Annotated in this window: 18 protein-coding genes and 1 tRNA gene; 9 read left to right on the top strand and 10 right to left on the bottom strand. The window is 66.4% G+C overall.

Going from position 1 to position 18,349, the window contains the following annotated elements:
- Nucleotides 1–500: 500 nt before the first annotated feature.
- Both H0X91_RS16945 and H0X91_RS16940 read right to left on the bottom strand, forming a co-directional pair.
- Nucleotides 501–1,034 (bottom strand): cytochrome b, encoded by a 534-nt coding sequence (locus H0X91_RS16945; RefSeq protein ID WP_196433159.1) that lies wholly within the window; start codon nucleotides 1,032–1,034, stop codon nucleotides 501–503.
- Entirely contained in the window at nucleotides 1,031–2,119 is a 1,089-nt protein-coding gene (locus H0X91_RS16940; RefSeq protein ID WP_105866423.1) for a catalase family peroxidase, read from the bottom strand. The genes H0X91_RS16945 and H0X91_RS16940 overlap by 4 nt, the downstream gene beginning before the upstream one ends.
- A gap of 158 nt (nucleotides 2,120–2,277) precedes the next feature.
- Between H0X91_RS16940 and H0X91_RS16935 the strand changes: the two genes are divergently transcribed.
- Entirely contained in the window at nucleotides 2,278–2,799 is a 522-nt protein-coding gene (locus H0X91_RS16935; RefSeq protein WP_034201189.1) for a sigma-70 family RNA polymerase sigma factor, read from the top strand.
- Nucleotides 2,796–3,554, top strand: coding sequence for an anti-sigma factor family protein (locus tag H0X91_RS16930; RefSeq protein ID WP_196433158.1), 759 nt, complete (start codon nucleotides 2,796–2,798; stop codon nucleotides 3,552–3,554). The genes H0X91_RS16935 and H0X91_RS16930 overlap by 4 nt, the downstream gene beginning before the upstream one ends.
- 588 nt (nucleotides 3,555–4,142) lie before the next feature.
- On the opposite strand, the gene H0X91_RS16925 is transcribed toward H0X91_RS16930, so the two are convergent.
- The 4 genes from H0X91_RS16925 to H0X91_RS16910 all read right to left on the bottom strand — a co-directional run bounded on the left by H0X91_RS16925 (nucleotide 4,143) and on the right by H0X91_RS16910 (nucleotide 5,648).
- Nucleotides 4,143–4,460 carry a hypothetical protein gene (locus tag H0X91_RS16925; protein WP_080323632.1) on the bottom strand — a complete coding sequence of 106 codons (318 nt, stop codon included), beginning with the start codon at nucleotides 4,458–4,460 and terminating at the stop codon, nucleotides 4,143–4,145.
- Between the two features lie 182 nt (nucleotides 4,461–4,642).
- Entirely contained in the window at nucleotides 4,643–4,900 is a 258-nt protein-coding gene (locus H0X91_RS16920; RefSeq protein WP_060213137.1) for an Imm74 family immunity protein, read from the bottom strand.
- An 18-nt stretch (nucleotides 4,901–4,918) separates the two neighbouring features.
- Entirely contained in the window at nucleotides 4,919–5,248 is a 330-nt protein-coding gene (locus tag H0X91_RS16915; protein WP_196433157.1) for a hypothetical protein, read from the bottom strand.
- Between the two features lie 31 nt (nucleotides 5,249–5,279).
- Nucleotides 5,280–5,648, bottom strand: coding sequence for a hypothetical protein (locus H0X91_RS16910; protein WP_230877958.1), 369 nt, complete (start codon nucleotides 5,646–5,648; stop codon nucleotides 5,280–5,282).
- Between the two features lie 480 nt (nucleotides 5,649–6,128).
- Here H0X91_RS16910 and H0X91_RS16905 point away from each other — a divergent pair.
- Both H0X91_RS16905 and H0X91_RS16900 read left to right on the top strand, forming a co-directional pair.
- A tRNA-Val gene (locus tag H0X91_RS16905) sits at nucleotides 6,129–6,205 on the top strand.
- 308 nt (nucleotides 6,206–6,513) lie between these two features.
- A complete protein-coding gene (locus tag H0X91_RS16900) occupies nucleotides 6,514–7,029 on the top strand; it encodes a DUF2628 domain-containing protein (protein ID WP_196433156.1) in 516 nt (171 codons plus the stop codon).
- 101 nt (nucleotides 7,030–7,130) lie between these two features.
- Here the strand turns inward: H0X91_RS16900 and H0X91_RS16895 are convergent, their stop codons facing one another.
- On the bottom strand, nucleotides 7,131–8,012 hold the full coding sequence (locus H0X91_RS16895; protein ID WP_196433155.1) for a sigma-70 family RNA polymerase sigma factor: 882 nt from the start codon (nucleotides 8,010–8,012) through the stop codon (nucleotides 7,131–7,133).
- A complete protein-coding gene (locus H0X91_RS16890) occupies nucleotides 8,012–8,488 on the bottom strand; it encodes a carboxymuconolactone decarboxylase family protein (RefSeq protein ID WP_034201185.1) in 477 nt (158 codons plus the stop codon). Before H0X91_RS16890 ends, H0X91_RS16895 begins: the two co-directional genes overlap by 1 nt.
- 581 nt (nucleotides 8,489–9,069) lie before the next feature.
- Here H0X91_RS16890 and egtB point away from each other — a divergent pair.
- The 5 genes from egtB to H0X91_RS16865 all read left to right on the top strand — a co-directional run bounded on the left by egtB (nucleotide 9,070) and on the right by H0X91_RS16865 (nucleotide 12,759).
- Nucleotides 9,070–10,296 (top strand): ergothioneine biosynthesis protein EgtB, encoded by a 1,227-nt coding sequence (egtB, locus tag H0X91_RS16885; protein ID WP_006495412.1) that lies wholly within the window; start codon nucleotides 9,070–9,072, stop codon nucleotides 10,294–10,296.
- Nucleotides 10,280–11,293, top strand: coding sequence for an L-histidine N(alpha)-methyltransferase (gene egtD / locus H0X91_RS16880; RefSeq protein WP_124699369.1), 1,014 nt, complete (start codon nucleotides 10,280–10,282; stop codon nucleotides 11,291–11,293). The genes egtB and egtD overlap by 17 nt, the downstream gene beginning before the upstream one ends.
- 293 nt (nucleotides 11,294–11,586) lie before the next feature.
- Complete coding sequence (locus H0X91_RS16875) at nucleotides 11,587–11,889, top strand: hypothetical protein (protein ID WP_006477218.1); 303 nt, start codon at nucleotides 11,587–11,589, stop codon at nucleotides 11,887–11,889.
- A 53-nt stretch (nucleotides 11,890–11,942) separates the two neighbouring features.
- Nucleotides 11,943–12,197 carry a glycine zipper 2TM domain protein gene (locus H0X91_RS16870; protein ID WP_006487314.1) on the top strand — a complete coding sequence of 85 codons (255 nt, stop codon included), beginning with the start codon at nucleotides 11,943–11,945 and terminating at the stop codon, nucleotides 12,195–12,197.
- Between the two features lie 187 nt (nucleotides 12,198–12,384).
- Entirely contained in the window at nucleotides 12,385–12,759 is a 375-nt protein-coding gene (locus H0X91_RS16865) for a hypothetical protein (protein WP_048984953.1), read from the top strand.
- A gap of 266 nt (nucleotides 12,760–13,025) precedes the next feature.
- Here H0X91_RS16865 and H0X91_RS16860 read toward each other — a convergent pair whose 3' ends face one another.
- Entirely contained in the window at nucleotides 13,026–16,058 is a 3,033-nt protein-coding gene (locus tag H0X91_RS16860; RefSeq protein WP_196433154.1) for a type III restriction-modification system endonuclease, read from the bottom strand.
- Nucleotides 16,058–18,076: a site-specific DNA-methyltransferase gene (locus H0X91_RS16855; protein ID WP_034178472.1), complete on the bottom strand. Its 2,019-nt coding sequence runs from the start codon at nucleotides 18,074–18,076 to the stop codon at nucleotides 16,058–16,060. The genes H0X91_RS16860 and H0X91_RS16855 overlap by 1 nt, the downstream gene beginning before the upstream one ends.
- Nucleotides 18,077–18,349: the final 273 nt, after the last annotated feature.

Genomic DNA, 18,349 nt, shown 5'->3' with positions numbered 1-18,349 from the left:
CTGACTTACTTTAGTGTGAGACTCTTGATACTTTTGCTATCTGATCCGAGGATCAGCTCGCTGTCATCAAGCGCCCACACTTATCGGCTGTTAATTTTTAAAGAGCATGTCTGCGAGGGATCTTGAATCCCTCAGCAGCGCTGCGTTTTCAGCAGCAGAGAAGCGAGATTATCAACCGTTTTTTGAGACTCGTCAACAACTTTTTTAACTACTTCGCTGCGACGACTGCGGTTTAATTTCACGTGCACTGGAATCGATAAAACCGACTTCTACAGCGCCGCTTCCCTCTTCTTCCCCCGCGCTGCGTTTCCGTTAGCGCGAAAGAGGCGTGATTCTATGCATCTGCCCCGGTCTCCGCAACCCCTTTTGTGAAATATTTTTGACGTGCTATGGCGGGGACCGATGAGCACTTCCCAGTGCCCCTATATAGGCAGCACGGCAGGCGCAGCCTCGGCCGCCCTTGAGCAGCCCCCGCCGTATCGCGCCCAACCTTCCGTCGATTACCGCCCCACCATCGCCCTCACCACGCCGTCCCGCCGAATCAGCCCGTGATACAGCGCCGCGGCAAAGTGCGCGAGGAACGTCAGGAAGAACAGATAGGCCAGCACGCGATGCGCGACCCGGAGCCACGCGAACGTCACCGGATCGGCCGACACCAGCGCCGGCAGTTGCACGCCGCCGCCCAGCGTCACCGGATACCCGCCCGCCGACAGCATCGCCCAGCCGATCAGCGGCATCGCCACCATCAGCGCGTACAGCACGAGATGCGACCCGTGCGCGGCCACCTTCTGCCACCACGGCAGATCGTCGGGCAACGCCGGCGGCTTCGACAGCATCCGCACCACGATCCGCACACACACCAGCACCAGTACCGCCGCACCGAGCGGCTTGTGAATCGCCACCAGGATTGCGTGCCGTTCGGAAACGGACGCCACCATCCCCACCCCGATGAACAGCATCGCGAGAACCATCGCGGCCATCACCCAATGCAGCACTCGCGCCGGCACACTAAACGTCGTCGAAGCCTTCATCATCGTCCCTCCCCACTCAGTCGCGCCGCGCCCGCCACGCCGGCCTCTTCACTCGTGCGCCGCAGATACGAATCCGCATACGCGGCCGAGCGCGCCGCCAGCAGCGGATCGCCCGACACCTGGATCCCCTGCGGCAGCACCGTCGGGTCGTAATTCACGTCGCGGCAGGGGCCGCTGTCCTGCGCCTCCACGCGGTCGAGCACGAGCGTGCCCGCGTCGATCGTCGTGCGCTCCACGGGCCAGACCTTCGTCGCGTCGTCCACCGGGTCGCCGGGCTCCGCCAGCGTGACCAGCAGCTTCCACTTCTGCGCACCGGCCGCGATGCGCTGCGTCACGTCCTGTTGCAGCACGTTCGGATCCGCGGCCGTCGCGACGTCGCCGGCGCCGGCCGTCTGCTCCGGCACGACGCGCCACCGCACCGCCTGGCGCTTGCCGGCCGCGTCGACGAAATAGAACGCGTTCAGCCCGTAATAGCTTTCGGTGACGTAACTCGCGCTCGGCTTCGCACCCTTCACCCACTTCAGGAACGCGCCCGCTTCCGGGTGCGCGCCGAAGAACGCCTTCACCTTCGCCGGATCGGGCTTGCCCGTCTTCGGATCGGGGCGGGTCGCGAGCGTCTGCTCGTAGAACGCCTGCGGCGTCGCGACCGGAAACACCGGCATCGCGTTCATCCCGGTCCGCCATTGCTCGCCGTCCGGCGCGGTCAGCTTCAATGCGAGGCTTCGGATCGGCACGCTGCTGTCCGGCGCGTACGGATTTCCGCCCGGCAGCGCGAAGCGCCCGACCACCGGCGTGCGCACCGGCTTGAAGAACGGCGCGACCGAATACGCGCTCGCGGCGCCGTTGCCTTCGAAGTAGCCGGTCACGCACACGCCCTTCGCGTGATTGCGCCGGTAGCCGGGATGGATGCCGCTGTTGGTCTGCAGCGCGTCGACGAGCCGGTGCGGGGTCAGACGCGCCGGCGCGAGCCACCCGCCGGCATACCCGAACGCCGCGGCCACGCCGGCCACCGCGCCGCCGATCACGGCCCAGCGCCACCACCCGCGCCCGGGCTCGCGCTGCGGCGAAGAAGAGGAAGATTGCTTCATCAATGCACTCCCGATCGTCAGATCATTGTCGAACGCGCGTAGGACGCCGCCCGCGCCGCTTTATTCCACGAAAAGTTTTTTCGTATGCTGGAGGGAATAATCGATGCCGGCCGGCGTCCTACGCGGCATCCACGACCCTTTCGGCAACCGGCCCGGCCATGCCCTCCACCGCCCTCGACGACGAAGCATTGCGCGAACTCATCCCCCGGCTGCGACGCTTCGCGCTCTGGCTGGCGCGCGACGTCCACGCGGCCGACGATCTCGTCCAGTCGACGCTCGAGCGCGCGCTGTCGCGCTGGACGAGCCGTCGCGACGACGCGTCGTTGCGCAGCTGGCTCTTCACGATCCTGTACCGGCAATTTCTCGACGGCAAACGCAGCGCGAAGCGCTACAGCTGGCTGCTCGGCCGCATCCGCGACGACGACGAAGCACACTGGCCGTCCGCCGAACGCGAATTCGCGGCACGCGCGACGCTCGAAGCATTCGGTCGGCTCTCGGACGAGCAGCGCAGCCTGCTGTTGCTCATCGCGGTCGAGGGCTTCACCTATCAGGAAGCCGCGGACCTGCTCGAGGTGCCGATCGGCACGGTGATGTCGCGGCTCTCCCGCGCGCGCCAGGCGCTGCGCCAGCTCAGCGATGGCGAACTTCCTGCTCCTTCCTTGCGGCTGATGAAGAAATGAACACGCCTCCGAACGAACACGACCTTCAGGCCTATGTCGACGGCCAGCTCGACGACGATGCGCGTGCCGCGGTCGAGCGCTATCTCGCGCTGCATCCGGCGCGTGCGGAACAGGTGAAGCAATGGCAGCAGGACGCGCAGCGGTTGCGGGCCGCGCTGGAGAGCGTGCGGATGCCGGCCGATAATCCCGCGCTCGATCCGGCGGCGATTCGCGGCCGGCGAGCCGAACGCTCGCGGATGCGGTTCGCGATGGCGGCTTCGTTCGTGTTCTGCGTCGGGCTCGGGACGTTCGGCGGATGGCAGGCGCGCGGGTGGAACGCGCCGCCGCCCATCGCGCCGATGAGCGATGCGGTCAAGGCTTACCAGATGATGGTGGTCGATCGGACGGCCAAGGTCGATTACCGGCCGACCGGTGCGGGCGATTTGCAGGGCTGGCTCACCCGGCGCGTGGGCGCATCGGCGAAGCTGCCGGATTTGAGCGCGGCGGGGTTCAGGCCAGTCGGTGGACGGTTGTTCACGACGGACAGCGGGGCCACCGCCGCGATGGTGCTCTATCAGGATGACGCGGGGCGGACGCTGAGCTTCTATCTCCGGCCCGCGGAATCGGGACATCGGCTGCTAACCGCTGGACAACGCGTGGATGGGGCGCTGCTGGCGCGGTATGGATCCGTGAACGGGCTCAACTATGCGGTGGTCGGGCCGGCCGGGAGCCTCGGGGAAAAGGCGGTCGTGCAGGCGCTCGATCAGCAGACTTGAAGCGGCAGGATGCGCGTCCGGCTGGCGGTTGGTGGTAGCCGCCAGCGCCTTATGTGCGGCGGCCCGGCGGGCTTGAACGGGCGCACGCTCACCATTCGCTTGCACAGCGTTTCGACTGACTTCCCCGGGCTGTTATTCACATCCGAAACCCCGCCGGCACCCTCACCTTTAAAATCACAGGGTTTCGAGTCGCCGCGGAACGGGATATCCACACCTCTCCTGATGGTGCTGCGTGCTGACTTCGATGGGTTCGCTCACCTTTGGCATGCACAGCGTTTCTCGTTGTTTTGGGCATCGATATCCACAACCCGGGTAATTGACCGATCGTCTTCGCCGGGTTCGACTACGCTCACCCGTTGAATGCAGCCGGTTTCGAGTGGCTTCGAGTCAACGATATCCACACGGCATTCGACATCCGGACGTCGCCGGCGATTCGTTCGCTGCCCTCTTTCATGGTCGGCAAAGCCTTGCCGGGCAATGCATTCAGGCCGACGAGCCCATCGAAACCAGGACGCTCACCGCTCGGATGCACAGGGTTTCAACTGGATCGTGCGCCGGTTATCCACACACCGCCGCTCGCGCTTCGGGTCACTTCGCCCCGACTCTCCCGAGATTCTCGCCGGTTTCCGGCGCGATGACGTAGTGGATCGACTTCCCGAGCCGGTTTGCATTGCCCAGTCCGCGCATACCCGGAATCAGCTTTGCCACGAACGTGATGGTGACGACATCGTCATCTGGCACGGGGTCCACCGTGGATGCCCTTTTATCCGTGATGCAGATCTCGAAGTTATGCAGATCCTGTCCGGTCGCCGCAAAGTCTTCGTAGGTAGCCTTCAGGCCCAGCAGCGTCGCTGTGTTGAGCGTGACCGAACACTGGTCGACCGTGCCGAAATTCAACGTGCTCATCGTGTTCTGCGAATATCACCGGGCGAAAACTGCCCGCGCTGCCGGATGCGCGCGGCAATGCCCGCGGATATCGTGATCCCGTTATCGTGTCCGTGCGGACGGCACATGATCGGTCCCGTTACCTGCTCCCTTTGCAAGCGCCGCTCGCATCACCCGGCTCTTTCCTCGGTTTCGTGACTGGCTCAGGATTCGAAATCAACCGTTGTACGTCGCGACAAAAAATAGTCGGTGATCGCCGAGATCACGGCCTCGCGCGTGGCGTTATCGATCGTCTCGCCATCGCCTTGGGGCTCGACGTACTTCATCGAATCGACATAGACGACGAATGCGGGACCGTTGTCCACGCCGGACGACAATGCCTCGCCAGGCACCCGCACGGTACGGTTTCCGTCGGACAGCACGATTTCGCCGCGCGACACCATCGGGACCGTGTACGTCATCGCGTTGCCTCGCGTGATTCAGTCATGTCGTTCGACCGCGTATTGCGACGGCCCGCGCCATGCAACCGAACGGTAACCACTTCGAACGACACCGATCTCCCGGTAATACTCGACGAGTGCCTGCGGGCTCCAGTCACGGCCCGCGGAGAACAGCGCATCGAGATCGATGAGCGCGGCTACGAGCGCCTGGCGGTCATGGTCATCTGCGATCGCGCGTTCCCAGCGATCGGATTGTCGAGCGAAGCCCAACTGCTTCAGCACATCGGCGGCAGCTGTCAGCTCGGTCACGACGACCGCAACGCGGCCTGCGATATCCGTCACCAGCATCTCATTGACAGGTGCCTTCATCGATCGCTTCGCCCCGTATCGTCTGCCGTGATCACCCTGCCACCTTCGTGAGCCATCCAACGATCTTCGCGACGTCCTCGGCGGACAGCATGCCAACACGCTCGACAAACATGCCGTAGTCGAGATCGAACTTCACGTTGAATCGCTCGCCCTCGTAGCGGCAACACAGGACCTCGGCTTCCGGTATCGACACGCGTTGCTCGAACACGATGTCGCCTGGATGGTGCTGCATCCTGCGTACGACCGTATCGATATCGAGTGCCTGGAGACGGGGCGATGAAGCATCGGTCATTTGCCGTGAGCCCGTTCGCCGAGCCTTTGCATCCTGGATGCTGGCGATTCTACAGACATGACGGCTCACGTATCGCTCGAGCACTTCACAGCGTTCCGCTTCGTTCATCCAGCCGCTGCACGCAGTGCATGTCCTGAGCGGATCACAGTCGCCGGACTGTGCTTATCCAAAGGTGTTAACAGGGTTCGTATATATACGTAGTGATAGTTAACAAGCGCTGTGCCCCACAGTGGATAACCTCGGTAACGCACTGAATTTTCAACGCGAAGCGAAATGCATAACCCTGGGTGCGCGACGTGAACAGCGCTCGGCAGCACAGAACAACTTTTCGTCGATTCACAGACTCGCCGACATATCCTCAATCGTTCCACTGTGAATCCAGAGACTTCCCGGACGGTTATCCAGAGGGCAATGTGGATAACACCGCATCACATCGACGCGTTTTGCTGTGATGCGAACAGGTGAAGCTCACGCTCGCGGCCTCGCGAGGCAACATCGATCGTCAGCCCACCGCACACGTCGATTCAAAAAATTTTCACGAAGGGGCTTGTGCTCCCCCAAAACCCTCTCTATAATTCGCGGCTTCTTAGGCTCGTAGCTCAGTTGGTTAGAGCACCACCTTGACATGGTGGGGGTCGTTGGTTCGAATCCAATCGAGCCTACCAACGAACAAAATGAAGGGGTCCGGCAGCACAACTTGCCTACAGGCAACGCGGCTCGCCAAACATACAAACGCCACGCGGCAACTTCGCGTGGCGTTTTTCTTTTCCGGTCCGAAACGACGCGTGAAGCCCCGATGCGTTGCCGGAACCGCGGCATCGCGTGCTCTCTTCGATATCCCGATCTGCCACACAACGGCCGCTGCACGGCGCGTAGAATCGTCTGCGCATCGACGCGGCGACTTCGCCCGTCACCCGATTTCCACCGCATCAGAACAACGACGCGCGTTCCGCGCGACTGAGAGCACACGATCATGTCCGAGGTCTCGACCGCTGCATCGCCTGCGAGCAACGACGAAATCGCCGCTTACGTCCGCAAGAACGCCGCCTGGTTCGAACGAAAATGGGCGATCGCCGACTCGCGCAAAAGCCGGCAATCGTGGAACTGGGCCGCGTGCTTTCTCGGCCCGGTCTGGTTGGCGTACCGATGCATGTACTGGCAGGCGGCCACCGTGCTCGCCGTCACGCTCGGCATCACGCTGGTCGAATTGCTGTACTTCCCGGGATACTTCGAATCGAGCGTGCTCGACCCGGCCACGATCGCGATCGCGGTGTCGCTCGGCTGGTACGGGAACGGCCTCTACAAGCGGCACGTCGAGCGCCAGATCGAAAAACTGCGCCCGACCGCGACGTCCCGCGAATCGTTTCTCGCGCTGCTCGAGGCGCAAGGCGGCACGAACTGGCTGGCGGCGGCCGGTTTCGCCGTCGCGACGCCGCTGCTCGGCGTACTGCTGTTCATGATGGGCAACGCCGGAGGCGCGATGTACTGATCGCGGTAGCCGGCAACCGGCAACGCAGGGCAGAAAGAAGAGGGCGGCGCTGGCGCCATGCGTTCATATGGCACATCGCACACGGCGCATGCGCGCCGCCTTCAATGCAGATGCTTCAACTTGTCAGGATTGCGTACGACATAGATCGCGACGACCTTGCCGTCGTCGATCTCCAGCGCAGTCGTCTGCAGCTCGCCATCGGCTTCCCGCGTGACGAAGCCCGGCAGCCCGTTGATGAACCCGGCCCGCACGAGCGTCGACGCATGCGTCGCGAACAGCTCGGCCAGATACGCATGCACCCGCATCACGCGCTCGAAGCCGAACACCGGCTTGCCGGCCGCCGCGCGCTTGCCGCCACCGTCGGAATGCAGGCTCACGTCCTCGGCGAGCATCGCGCCGAGCGCACGCATGTCGCCGCTGCGTGACGCCGCGAAGAACGCTTCGGCCAGTTCGATCCCGCGCTGCTTCTCGACATGAAAACGCGGCCGCGCGTCGCGCACGTGCGTGCGGGCCCGCGCGGCGAGCTGCCGGCACGCGGCCGGGTCGCGCTGGATCGTCGTGGCCACTTCGTCGAATTCGAGGCCGAACACGTCGTGCAGCAGAAACGCCGCGCGTTCGAGCGGCGAGAGCCGTTCGAGCGCGAGCAGCAGCGGCAGCGTGACGTCGTCCGGTTCGTCTTCCTCGACGACCGGCTCGGGCAGCCACGGGCCGATATAGGTCTCGCGCTGGTGTCGCGCGGACTTCAGCTGGTCGACGCACATGCGCATCACCATGCGGCGCAGGAACGCCTCGGGCACGCGCACCTCGGTACGGTCGACGTTCATCCAGCGGATGAACGCCTCCTGCACCATGTCCTCGGCATCCGCGACGGAGCCGAGCATCCGGTACGCGACGCGGATCAGCGTGCGGCGCAGCGGGTCGAAGCTCGTCGCCGCGTCGGCCTGTTGTTCGGCGCGGCCGCTGGCCGGGTCGAGGCTCGGCATCAGGCCACCATCTTCGCGGCGGCGGCCTTCGCATCGGCCGGGTCGACCCACAGCCCGAAGCCGACGGCGAGCCGGTTCCAGCCGTTGATCACGTTGATCATCACCGTGAGTTTCACCTGTTCTTCCTCGCTGAAATGGTCGTTCAGCGCCGCGTAGGCCGCTTCGTGCGCCGCATGGCCCTCCGACAGCCGGGTGAGCGCGTCGGTCCAGCCGAGCGCCGCGCGCTCGCGGTCGGTGTAGCAGGGCGCGTCGCGCCACGCGGACAGCAGGTAGATGCGCTGCTCGGTCTCGCCTTGCTCGCGCGCCTCGACGGTGTGCATGTTAAGGCAGTTCGCGCACGCGTTGATCTGCGATGCACGGATCTTGACCAGCTCGATCAGCGTCGGCTCGAGGCTCCCGGCCGCGGCGACCGACACGGTCATCCAGCTCTTCATCAGCGCGGGGGCGGCGGCAAACGGATTGAGTTTCGCAGTCATGGTTCCTTCTCCTTTCGTGTGGGTTCCGCTGATATGACGAGCGAGCCCCCCGCGTGTGTGACATCGATGCAAAAAATTTTTTGGACCGCCGAAGCGGGCAGCGGCAAGCGAAGGACCGATGAGCCGTTGAGCAGGGCGCCGAAGGACGCGATATCGACCGCCGAAGCGTCCGCATGACGCGACGCTTCCGACGAACGCGCGCCATCGACCTTTCACGCCCGCCGTGCGGTTGTCACCGGGCGTCAGGAGTGCGCAGCCGCGGGCATGGGTATTGCGTCCGCCGGCCGAGCCCCGTCGCGACCGGCGCCGACGGTCCGTTGCACATGCGATGCCGACATCACGAATGCTTTCATTTTTCTTTCTTGTTCGTTTCACCCGAAATCCGATTCGCGACGTTCACATTTCTGGACCATACTGTTCTGCACGGGCAGATGAAGTGACGCCGCATCCGCGGCCCGGCGCGCGCGCCGGCTGCCCGACGACGCAGCAGCAGGTCGCACGTCAGCCGCGCGCATTCGAGCGCAAGGCTTTCCCTTTTCCGGCAACGCAACGCAGCGAATCGCGACGTGGACGGTAAACCGATGAGCCTTCTTGCATCCCAGCTTCAGCGCCGTTACCAGGACGTGCGCGCCCATAGCGTCGCGCTGACCGCGACGCTGTCCGCCGAAGACCAGGCCGTGCAGTCGATGCCGGACGCGAGTCCGACGAAATGGCACCTCGCGCATACGACCTGGTTCTTCGAAACCGTCGTGCTGATGCGCCGCGTGCCCGGCTACGCGCCGTTCGACGACGCATTCCAGTTCCTCTTCAATTCCTATTACGAAGCGCTCGGCCCGCGCCATCCGCGGCCGCAGCGCGGGCTGCTCACGCGTCCGTCGCTCGACGAGGTGCATGCATATCGGCAATACGTCGACGATGCGATGCTGCGCGCGCTGGCCGGCGCCGATGCGGCGCTGCTCGACGCGATTGCCCCCGAGCTCGTGCTCGGCCTGCATCACGAGCAGCAGCATCAGGAACTGATCGTCACCGACATGCTCCATGCGTTCTCGTGCAACCCGTTGCGGCCGGCATTCCGGCCGCGCACGGGCGACGAAGCCGGATGCGCGCTCGCCGCGGGCGACGCCGGCCCGTTGCGCTGGCTGCCCCAGCCCGGCGGGCTCGTCGAGATCGGCCACGATGGCGACGCGTTCTCGTTCGACAACGAACGGCCGCGTCACACCGCGCTCGTGCGGCCGTACGAGATCGCGAATCGCCTCGTGACGAACGCGGAATTCGCGGCGTTCGTTGCCGATGGCGGCTATACGCGCCCCGAATTCTGGCTGTCCGACGGCTGGGCCACGGTGCAGCGGGAAGGGTGGCAAGGCCCCGCGTACTGGATGCCGGACGACGACGATGCGGCCGCCACGCGCGTGCGGCGCACCTTCGGCCTGCACGGCGTCGAGCCGCTCGCACCCGACGCGCCGGTGTGCCACGTGAGCTTCTACGAAGCGGCCGCGTATGCGGAATGGGCCGGCGCGCGGCTGCCGACCGAATTCGAATGGGAAACCGCGTTCGCGGCCGACGGCATCCGGCAGATGCTCGGCCACGTGTGGCAGTGGACGCGGTCGTCCTACGAGCCGTATCCGGGCTTTCGGCCGCTCGCCGGGGTCGCGGCCGAATACAACGGCAAGTTCATGGTCGGCCAGCAGGTCCTGCGCGGCAGCAGCATCGCGACGCCACCCGGACACGAACGGCCGACGTACCGCAATTTCTTTCCGCCGGCGGCACGCTGGCAATTCACGGGAGTGCGACTTGCGCGAGACGTCTGACCTGACGGCCACGAGCGGTGGCCTGCAACCCGCCCGCGATTCGCGGCCGAGCGCGTTCGAGCGCGACCTGATCGACGGACTGTCGCGCACGCCGCGCAGCATCCCGCCGAAATACTTCTACGATGCGGCCGGCTCCGCGCTGTTCGACCGCATTTGCGAACTGCCCGAGTACTACCCGACGCGCACCGAGCTCGGCATCCTGCGCGATCGCGCGGCCGAGATCGTGCGGCGCGTCGGCCCGCATGCGGACATCGTCGAATTCGGCGCGGGTTCGCTCGAGAAGATCCGCGTGCTGCTCGACGCATTCGCGGACAACTATGCGAACGCACCGGCGCGCTACGTGCCGGTCGACATCTCCGCCGATTACCTGCACGGCGCGGCCGCGCGGCTGCGGGCGGCCTATCCGTGGCTCGACGTCGCGCCGCTCGCGGCCGACTACACGAAGGCCGAGCAACTGGCCGCGCTGACCGAGACGCCGCGGCGGCGCATCGGTTTCTTTCCCGGCTCGACGATCGGCAACTTCTCGCCGGAAGAGGCCGACACGTTCCTGCGCGACGCGGCGCGGCTGCTGCGCGGCGGCGGCCTGCTGGTCGGCGCGGATCTCGTGAAGGACGAACGCACGCTGCATCACGCGTACAACGACGCGCAGGGCGTGACCGCGCAGTTCAACCTGAACCTGCTGGTGCGCGCGAACGCGGAGCTCGGCGCGGACTTCGACGTCGACGCGTTCTCGCACTGCGCGTTCTACGATCGCGGGCGGCAGCGCATCGAGATGCATCTGGTCAGCGACGTCGCGCAGACCGTGCACGTGCGCGGCCACGTGTTCCGTTTCGAAGCTGGCGAACGCATCCATACGGAGAACTCGCACAAGTTCACGATCGACGGCTTTCATGCGATCGCGCGCCGCGCCGGGTTCGAACCCGATACCGTGTGGACCGACGCGGACAACCTGTTCAGCGTCCACTGGCTGCGCAGCGTCGACGATATCCGCGCGTAACGTGCGTTGCCGCGAACCGCCCGCGCCGCGAAGGCGAGGACGGTTCGCTCGCCATGCACACCGGCAAGTGCGATCCGATCGCCGGTTTCGTGCCGAAAAACCCCTTTTTACCGACCCGGTGCGTCGCTGCAACGGTGTGTGGAATACCGCCTTTTCCTTGCTCCATCAGGCTTTGCGGGTACCCGTAAACGTCCGTTACCTGTCTCGCATACCCGTTTCACCTGTGTCAGCGTCCGGTGCCTAGACTCCGAACCGTAGTCACATGACGCACGACACGTGCAGGGAGTCGCGAAATGAGCAAGAAACTTATTCTCGGTGCAGTTCTCGGTGTAGCGGCGCTGGCAGCCTCGGGCGTCGCGTCGGCCCACGTCGACCTGTCGGTCGGCATCGGCGTGCCGGGCGTCTACACGGCGCCGGCGCCTGTCTATGTGGCGCCGCCTCCGCCGGTGATGTACGCGCCGGTCGGCTATCGCGATGACGACTGGCGTGCGCGTCAGTGGCGTGAACACGAGTGGCGCCGCCGTGAATGGCGCGAGCACGAGTGGCGCGAGCGCGCCTGGCGTGACGGTGGCGGCTGGCGCGGCCGTTGGGACTGAGCGCGACCGGCTCACGAGCGCACTGATCACGACGACCTGAGGAGAGTGATCACATGAATCCCATCCGGTACATCGGACGGTATGCAACCGCCGCAGTCGTTGCGCTCGCAACGATCGGCAGCGCGCACGCGGCGGGCTGCATGAAGGGCGCGGTGGTCGGCGGGGTGGCCGGCCACTACGCGGGACACCACGCGGTGGTTGGCGCGGTCGGCGGCTGTATCGTCGGCCATCACATGGCGAAGAAGCAGGCGCAAGAGCAGGCCGCGCAGCACAAGGCCGCCGTGCAGGGCATGCAGCCGGCGCAGTAAGCGACCTCGTTACCGGGGCGATGCCGTGGCGTCGCTCCGGTGCTTCGTTCCGGCGTTCATGCGCATACCGAATTGATACGACGAATGCGTGCCGCACGCGTCGTTACGATCATTTACAACGTCGTGTGGCGCGAATGTCGCGCGTTCATAAAATGCAGTCACACAAACGCGCTCCAGGGAGCACCAGATGAAACAGCAACGATATCTGTCCGTCCTGACGGCCGCGCTGCTCGCGCTCGGCTCAGTGTCCGCGCATGCGGCGGCCGGCGGCAATGGCGGTGGCGGGGGCAACGGCGGCGGTCATGGCGCAGGCGGCTCGGGCGGCAATGCGGGCGGCATGTCCGGCGGCCACATGAGCGGCCAGGCGCTGAGCAACTCGAACGGCATGCACGCGGGCGACCGCGACAAGGGCCTCGCGCGCGCGGCCGACCGTTCCGACACGATCGCCGATCGCGCCGGCACGCAGCCGGGCCGCGGTCACTCGCACGCGCATGGCCATACCGCCCATGCGTCGACGTCCACGCATCATTCGCATCGCAACGCATTCGGCCGCACGCTGTAAGCACGGCCAGCGAATGCAGGAGAAGGGCGCTTCGGCGCCCTTTTTTCATGGTGAAAACGCAACGTGGCTGGCGACCGGAAACATCGTGCCGACCCGATTTGCAACCAGCCGTAACCGCCGCGCCCGCCCGCGAGAATACGGATTGCTTTCACGCGAATGACAGGATGAAAACCGGCCGGAGCAACAGGCGACACGCGGGCACCCGGCACGATCGATAAAAGCCGAGCCACGCCGAAAAAAAGGGCGGCTCGTCGCCGCCCTTCGTCTTACCGCTCGCCGCCCGCCGGCGGCGCACCGGAGGCCGATTCGAACAACGCATCCGCCCGCCCGACGCGCACGAAGCGCGCCGCGCCGTCGCCGTCGACCAGCGCGCGGAAATGCGCTTCGCCGCATGCGAGCTTCGCGCGCTCGTGCTCGCTCGGCACGTGGCCGTCGGCATTCGGCGTATCGACGACGAAGTACAGCCGCTCGCCGCCATCCTGTTCCGCGAGCACGGCCCAGTCCGGGTGATAGCTGCCGAGCGGCGTCTGCACGCGGAACCATGCAGGCAGCTTCGCGTACAGCTTCACGCCGTCGTGCGCTTCGAGCGCATCGGCGAACGCGCGCTCCGCGTCCGTCTCGCACACCACCGCTTCGTGGATCGACTTGCGCGCGTCCAGCCGCAGGTTGCGCAGGTAGCCGGTCAGCGCCTCGCTCTCGAACGATTCGAGCGCATGCACGTGGCGCTCGCCGAGCTTGCGGTACGCGATGCCCGCGACGAGCGCGAGCCGCTTGCAGCGGTTGATCGCATCGGCCGCGACCGCGATGAACTGCTGCGGATTCACGCGGAAATCGTCGAGCCGGCCGCTGTCCGCGAGGATCGTCGCGAGCGAGCGACGCGTGAGCTGCGTGCGGTCCTGCAGCTCGGTGAGCAGGTCGGGCAGCGGCAATTCGCCTTCGTCGAGCAGCACGGTGCCGGCGCCGGCCACCTCGATCGCCTCGATGCCGGCCTTGCCGATGTCGATCTCGGCCTTGCGCCACTGCAGCCGCGCCCGTGCGATGTCCGGCGCGTCGCGCAACGCGGCCGTGCAGTCGCGCACCAGCTTCGCGTTGTCGAACTCGACGCGGTACACGGTGCGATGGCGAATGCGATCCCACAGCGCGCGGAAATCCTCGCCGAACACGACGGCCTTGCCCGACGCATCGCGCCGCAACGCGATCGCGCGGCGCTCGTCGGCGTTGCGCACCGCGAAGCGGCCCGACAGCTTGCGCAGCGTCGCGACGATCGGCGCGCGCAGCCGCTCGAACGCGTCCGGCAGCACGAGCGCGCTCTGGCGCAGCGCATCCTTCAGCCGGTCGAGCACCTTGCCCTGCGCGTCGACGTAGCCCTGCTCGTGCAGATGGTTCCACAGCACGCGCGACAGCTCGATGCCGAGCGCATGCGCGGGGCCGTCGTCTTCCTGCACCGGCAGCGCCGCGAACTGGTGTTGCTCGACGATCCCGAAGCGGATGCCCGTATCGGCCTCGATTTCCTTCTGGAGATTTTCCGCGAACGACTCGTAGCGCTCGGTCGCGATCACGGTGAGCGTGTTCACGCCCGGATCGCGCACGCGTTCGCCGTCCTGGTCGACCGCGAGGCGCAGCCCGCGGCCGAGCGTCTGGCGGCGCTCGCGTTCGGTCTGGATGTCGCGCAGCGTGCAGATCTGGAACACGTTCGGGTTGTCCCAGCCTTCCTTCAGCGCCGAGTGCGAGAAGATGAACTTCAGCGGCGTGTCGAACGACAGCAGCGCTTCCTTCTCGCGCATGATCAGGCCGTATGCGCGCTCCGCGTTCTCGCGGGCCGCCGCGCTGCTTTCGCTCGTGTCGGTCCAGCCGCCCTTGCGGTCGATCGAGAAGTAGCCGTTGTGCGCACGCTCGACCTCGAGGGCGATGTCGACGCCGTCGAACAGCGCACGGTAGGCCGGTACGCGGGCCGCGCGCGCATATTCCTCTTCGAAGATCAGCGCGTAGTCGCCCTTCACGGGCATGCCGTTCTCGTCGTAGCGGCGATAGCGCTCGACCGAGTCGACGAAGAACAGCGACAGCACCTTCACGCCGCGTTCGGCCAGACGCAGCTCCTTGTCGAGATGCTCGCGGATCGTGCGGCGGATCATCTCGCGCTGCACGGCGAGCGTGTCGATGTCGCCGAACGCCTCGCCGAGCGACAGGAACGCCTCGCCTTCCGGATGGCGCAGCTCGACGTATTCGGCGCCCTTGACCGCATGCACCTCGCCGATCCGCAGCCCCGCATACAGCGCGCGCTTGGTCAGGCGCTCGAGATCGTCGCCGTCGGTGGCCGACACGATCTGGCGCTTCACGCCGGCCGCCGTCGCGACGTCGAGTTCGACGCGCGCGCTGATCGCGCCGCGCCGGTTCGACACGCCGACGAGCCGCACGTACGGCTTGTTGTGCGCATCCTCGACGATCGCCGACGCGATCTCGATCTGCTTGACGAGCTTGCGCTCGTACGCGTCCACCGCATCGAGCCGGTACACCATGTGGTGACGGTCGACGTGGGTGGCCGAATAGCGCAGCGTGCAGAGCGGCGCCATCGCGGCGAGCGCTTCGCGCCCGCGCCCTTCGAGGCCGCCGTCGACGCTTTGCGGCTCGTCGACGATCACGATCGGTCGCGTCGCGCGGATCAGGTCGATCGGCTTCTCGCCGCCGGTCTTCTCGCTGTCCTTGTAGAGGTTGTTGATCTCTTTCTTGTTGATCGCGGCGACCGTCATCACCATGATCTGGATCGCCGCGCTCGCCGCGAAGTGGCGCACCTGGCCGAGCTTCGCGGAGTCGTACAGGAAGTAGTCGTACGGCACGCCCGCGTACAGCGCGCGGAAGTGATCCTCGGTGATCGCGAGCGTCTTGTGCACGCCTTCCTTGATCGCGATCGACGGCACGACGATCACGAATTTCGTGAAGCCGTAGCGGCGGTTCAGCTCGAAGATCGTGCGCAGGTACACGTAGGTCTTGCCGGTGCCGGTCTCCATCTCGACGGTGAAGTCGCGCGAGCCGGGCAGGCCGGACGGCGGCAGCCCGCCGCGCAGCTGCACGTCGGCGAGATTGCGCGCGAGCGCGTCGTCGGTCAGCGACAGCCGGTTGCCGACGCCTTGCTCCGACACCGCGAAGCCGAGCGAGCCTTGCGCGGCGGCCGTCGTGCCGGGCGCGGCGTTCGCGAGCACGCTGAAGTCGCCGCGATACGATTCCTGGCCGCGAAACAGGTCGCAGACGGCGTCGATCGCCTCGCGCTGGTAGTCGAGATCCGCTTCGAAATGCAGCCGCATCACAGGCTCCGCACGCGCTTCACGCCGTGCTGTTCGAGCAGCGCGGCGAGATTGAGCTTCGCGACGTCGTCGACGAAGCCGCTGTCGCGGAACAGGCACGTGACGTCGCGCGACGCGCCGGTGGCGTCGAGCAGGTCGACGATGCCGTCGGCGAGCGGGCCCGCGTCGTCGCGCGACAGGCGCGCATCGAAGCACGCGACGATCGCGCGCCCGATCAGGTGCACCGTCTTGCCGGCCACCTGGTGATGCTCGACCGGCGTGCACAGGTCGAGGCCGAGCTTGAGCGTCAGCTCGGCGAGCAGGTCGTCCTCGGTGCGGCCGGTCTTCACGTGTTCGACGGACGCGAAGAGCGCATGGTCGAAGTCGTCGCGGCGCGGGTCCCACTCGATCACGTTGGTCGTGTCGAGCCGGTACACGCGAAAGCCGAGGTCGCCATAGCTTTCCGGATAGTCGCGCGCGACCTGCTGCGCGGCGCGGCGCAGGCGTTCCTTCGTGATTTCGGCGAGCGTCAGCGGTTTTTTCAGCTTCGCGCAGAAATCGGCGGCGGCCGTCTGCGTCTTGTCGCGGCGGTCGAGCGCCTCGGGCAGCTGCACGAGGATGTAGCGGCGCGCGCCGCCGTCGGTCGCGTTCACCTGCATGACAGCGTGGCCGGTCGAGCCGGAGCCGGCGAAGCAGTCGAGCACGATGTCGTCGCCGCGCGTGCACCAGCCGATCACGGCCGCCGCGAAGTCGACCGGCTTCGGCAGGTCGAACGGAATGCCGAGCGTCTTCAGCAGCGCGTCGTCGGAGCCGGCGAACGGCAGCACCGACGGCACGTTCTCGTACATGTTCTCGTCGAGGTAGTAGATCCGCTGCGGCTGCGTGGTTTCATCCGGGCCGAATTCGATCTGGCCGCGTTCGAGCAGCGCCTGCATCGTCGCCGGCGGGTTGCGCCAGCCGCGCGCCGGCATCGCGCACGGCTTGCCGGTGACCGGGTGGATCAGCGGCGTGAAATATTCTTCGGGCGCCTTCTTCTTGTTCGGCCAGGCCATCGACACGAGGCGGTACACGCGGCCTTCCGCCGACAGCCGGTCGTACATCACCTCGCCGCCGGACAGGTTGGTCTGCGCCTTCATCCACGCGCGGTACGCCTTCTGCGCGTCCTTCGGGTTGCCGCTGCGGTACACCGCGTCGTGCGCGGCGTCGAGCATGCGCTGCGCGTTGCGCTTCGGGCGCTTGAGCGGCGCCCGTTCGAGCAGCGTCTCGGCGTTGCGCGCGAACAGCACCAGCGATTCGTGCTGGTACGCGACGCCGCGCGCGTCGCCCTTCGGGTTGCGCTTGTCCCACACGGCCACGCCGAGCTCGTTTTCCTCGCCGAAGATCTCGCGCAGCATCAGCACCAGCGCATGCACTTCGTGCTCGTCGATGTGCACCGCGATCAGCCCTTCGTCGGACAGCAGCGCGTGCGCGAGCTTCAGGCGCGGATACATCATGTTCAGCCAGTCGGTGTGGAACCGGCCGTTCGCCTCGGTGTTGGTGCTGCGCTTCACGCCGGCTTCGGTCTGGCCCGTCATCGCCAGGTAGTGGCGGATGCTGTCGCTGAAGTCGTCCGGATAGACGAAATCGCTGCCGGTGTTGTACGGCGGATCGATGTAGACGAGCTTCACCTTGCCGGCGTAGCTCTTGTGCAGCAGCTTCATCACGTCGAGGTTGTCGCCCTCGATCACCAGATGGCGCGTGTCGTCCCACGCGACGCTGTCGTCGGGGCAGGGCCGCAGCGTGCCCGTCGACGGCGTGAGCGCGGCCTGGCGCGCGGCGCGCTTGCCGTGCCAGTGGAAGCCGTAGCGCTCGTCGGCGTCGCCGACCGTGCGCTCGCCGACCAGCGCCTTCAGCACGTCGACGTCGACCGACGCGCCGTGCGGGCCTTCGGTCACGAGTTCGGGGAACAGCGCCTTCAGGCGCGCGACGTTGTCGGCGGTGAAATCCGTCGACATCGCCTGCGGGCTGGCCGCATCGAGTTTCTGCATCGTCTTTTCCATCGGAACCCGGCCGCGCGCGCCAGGACGTCGGGCGCGCTCACGGCACCGGCGGCAACGGCCGCCCGGGCAAACCCGAAACGCTAGCGAGTCGGTCGGCGCAGGTCAAGCGCCGATGTGGGCCGGGCGCGTGCGCATCGGCCGCGATCGCCCGCCGGACGGGCCGCGAGCGGGTTCGGGCCGGTTGTCGCGCGGGGCGGCCGGCGGGCGCGCGACGGCGCCGCTCAAAGGCTGAAACAGGACGAAAAAAAGGGCACGGTCGGCGCAAGCGCCGGC

The sequence above is a fragment of the Burkholderia sp. 9777_1386 genome (genome assembly GCF_015712265.1).
Classification (GTDB): Bacteria; Pseudomonadota; Gammaproteobacteria; order Burkholderiales; family Burkholderiaceae; genus Burkholderia; species Burkholderia cenocepacia.
The sequence above is the reverse complement of the archived record's forward strand: the minus strand, read 5'-3'. Positions and strand labels throughout refer to the sequence as shown.

Excerpts from the sequence above, each read along its gene's own strand:
- H0X91_RS16935 (WP_034201189.1), top strand. The coding sequence starts at position 2,278 with ATGCCCTCCACCGCCCTCGACGACGAAGCATTGCGCGAACTCATCCCC.
- H0X91_RS16860 (WP_196433154.1), bottom strand. The coding sequence starts at position 16,058 with ATGCGGCTGCATTTCGAAGCGGATCTCGACTACCAGCGCGAGGCGATC.
- H0X91_RS16895 (WP_196433155.1), bottom strand. The coding sequence starts at position 8,012 with ATGCCGAGCCTCGACCCGGCCAGCGGCCGCGCCGAACAACAGGCCGAC.
- H0X91_RS16925 (WP_080323632.1), bottom strand. The coding sequence starts at position 4,460 with ATGAGCACGTTGAATTTCGGCACGGTCGACCAGTGTTCGGTCACGCTC.
- H0X91_RS16940 (WP_105866423.1), bottom strand. The coding sequence starts at position 2,119 with ATGAAGCAATCTTCCTCTTCTTCGCCGCAGCGCGAGCCCGGGCGCGGG.
- H0X91_RS16920 (WP_060213137.1), bottom strand. The coding sequence starts at position 4,900 with ATGACGTACACGGTCCCGATGGTGTCGCGCGGCGAAATCGTGCTGTCC.
- H0X91_RS16870 (WP_006487314.1), top strand. The coding sequence starts at position 11,943 with ATGAATCCCATCCGGTACATCGGACGGTATGCAACCGCCGCAGTCGTT.
- egtB (WP_006495412.1), top strand. The coding sequence starts at position 9,070 with ATGAGCCTTCTTGCATCCCAGCTTCAGCGCCGTTACCAGGACGTGCGC.
- H0X91_RS16910 (WP_230877958.1), bottom strand. The coding sequence starts at position 5,648 with ATGAACGAAGCGGAACGCTGTGAAGTGCTCGAGCGATACGTGAGCCGT.
- H0X91_RS16930 (WP_196433158.1), top strand. The coding sequence starts at position 2,796 with ATGAACACGCCTCCGAACGAACACGACCTTCAGGCCTATGTCGACGGC.
- H0X91_RS16875 (WP_006477218.1), top strand. The coding sequence starts at position 11,587 with ATGAGCAAGAAACTTATTCTCGGTGCAGTTCTCGGTGTAGCGGCGCTG.
- H0X91_RS16865 (WP_048984953.1), top strand. The coding sequence starts at position 12,385 with ATGAAACAGCAACGATATCTGTCCGTCCTGACGGCCGCGCTGCTCGCG.
- H0X91_RS16915 (WP_196433157.1), bottom strand. The coding sequence starts at position 5,248 with ATGAAGGCACCTGTCAATGAGATGCTGGTGACGGATATCGCAGGCCGC.
- H0X91_RS16855 (WP_034178472.1), bottom strand. The coding sequence starts at position 18,076 with ATGGAAAAGACGATGCAGAAACTCGATGCGGCCAGCCCGCAGGCGATG.
- H0X91_RS16945 (WP_196433159.1), bottom strand. The coding sequence starts at position 1,034 with ATGATGAAGGCTTCGACGACGTTTAGTGTGCCGGCGCGAGTGCTGCAT.
- H0X91_RS16900 (WP_196433156.1), top strand. The coding sequence starts at position 6,514 with ATGTCCGAGGTCTCGACCGCTGCATCGCCTGCGAGCAACGACGAAATC.
- H0X91_RS16890 (WP_034201185.1), bottom strand. The coding sequence starts at position 8,488 with ATGACTGCGAAACTCAATCCGTTTGCCGCCGCCCCCGCGCTGATGAAG.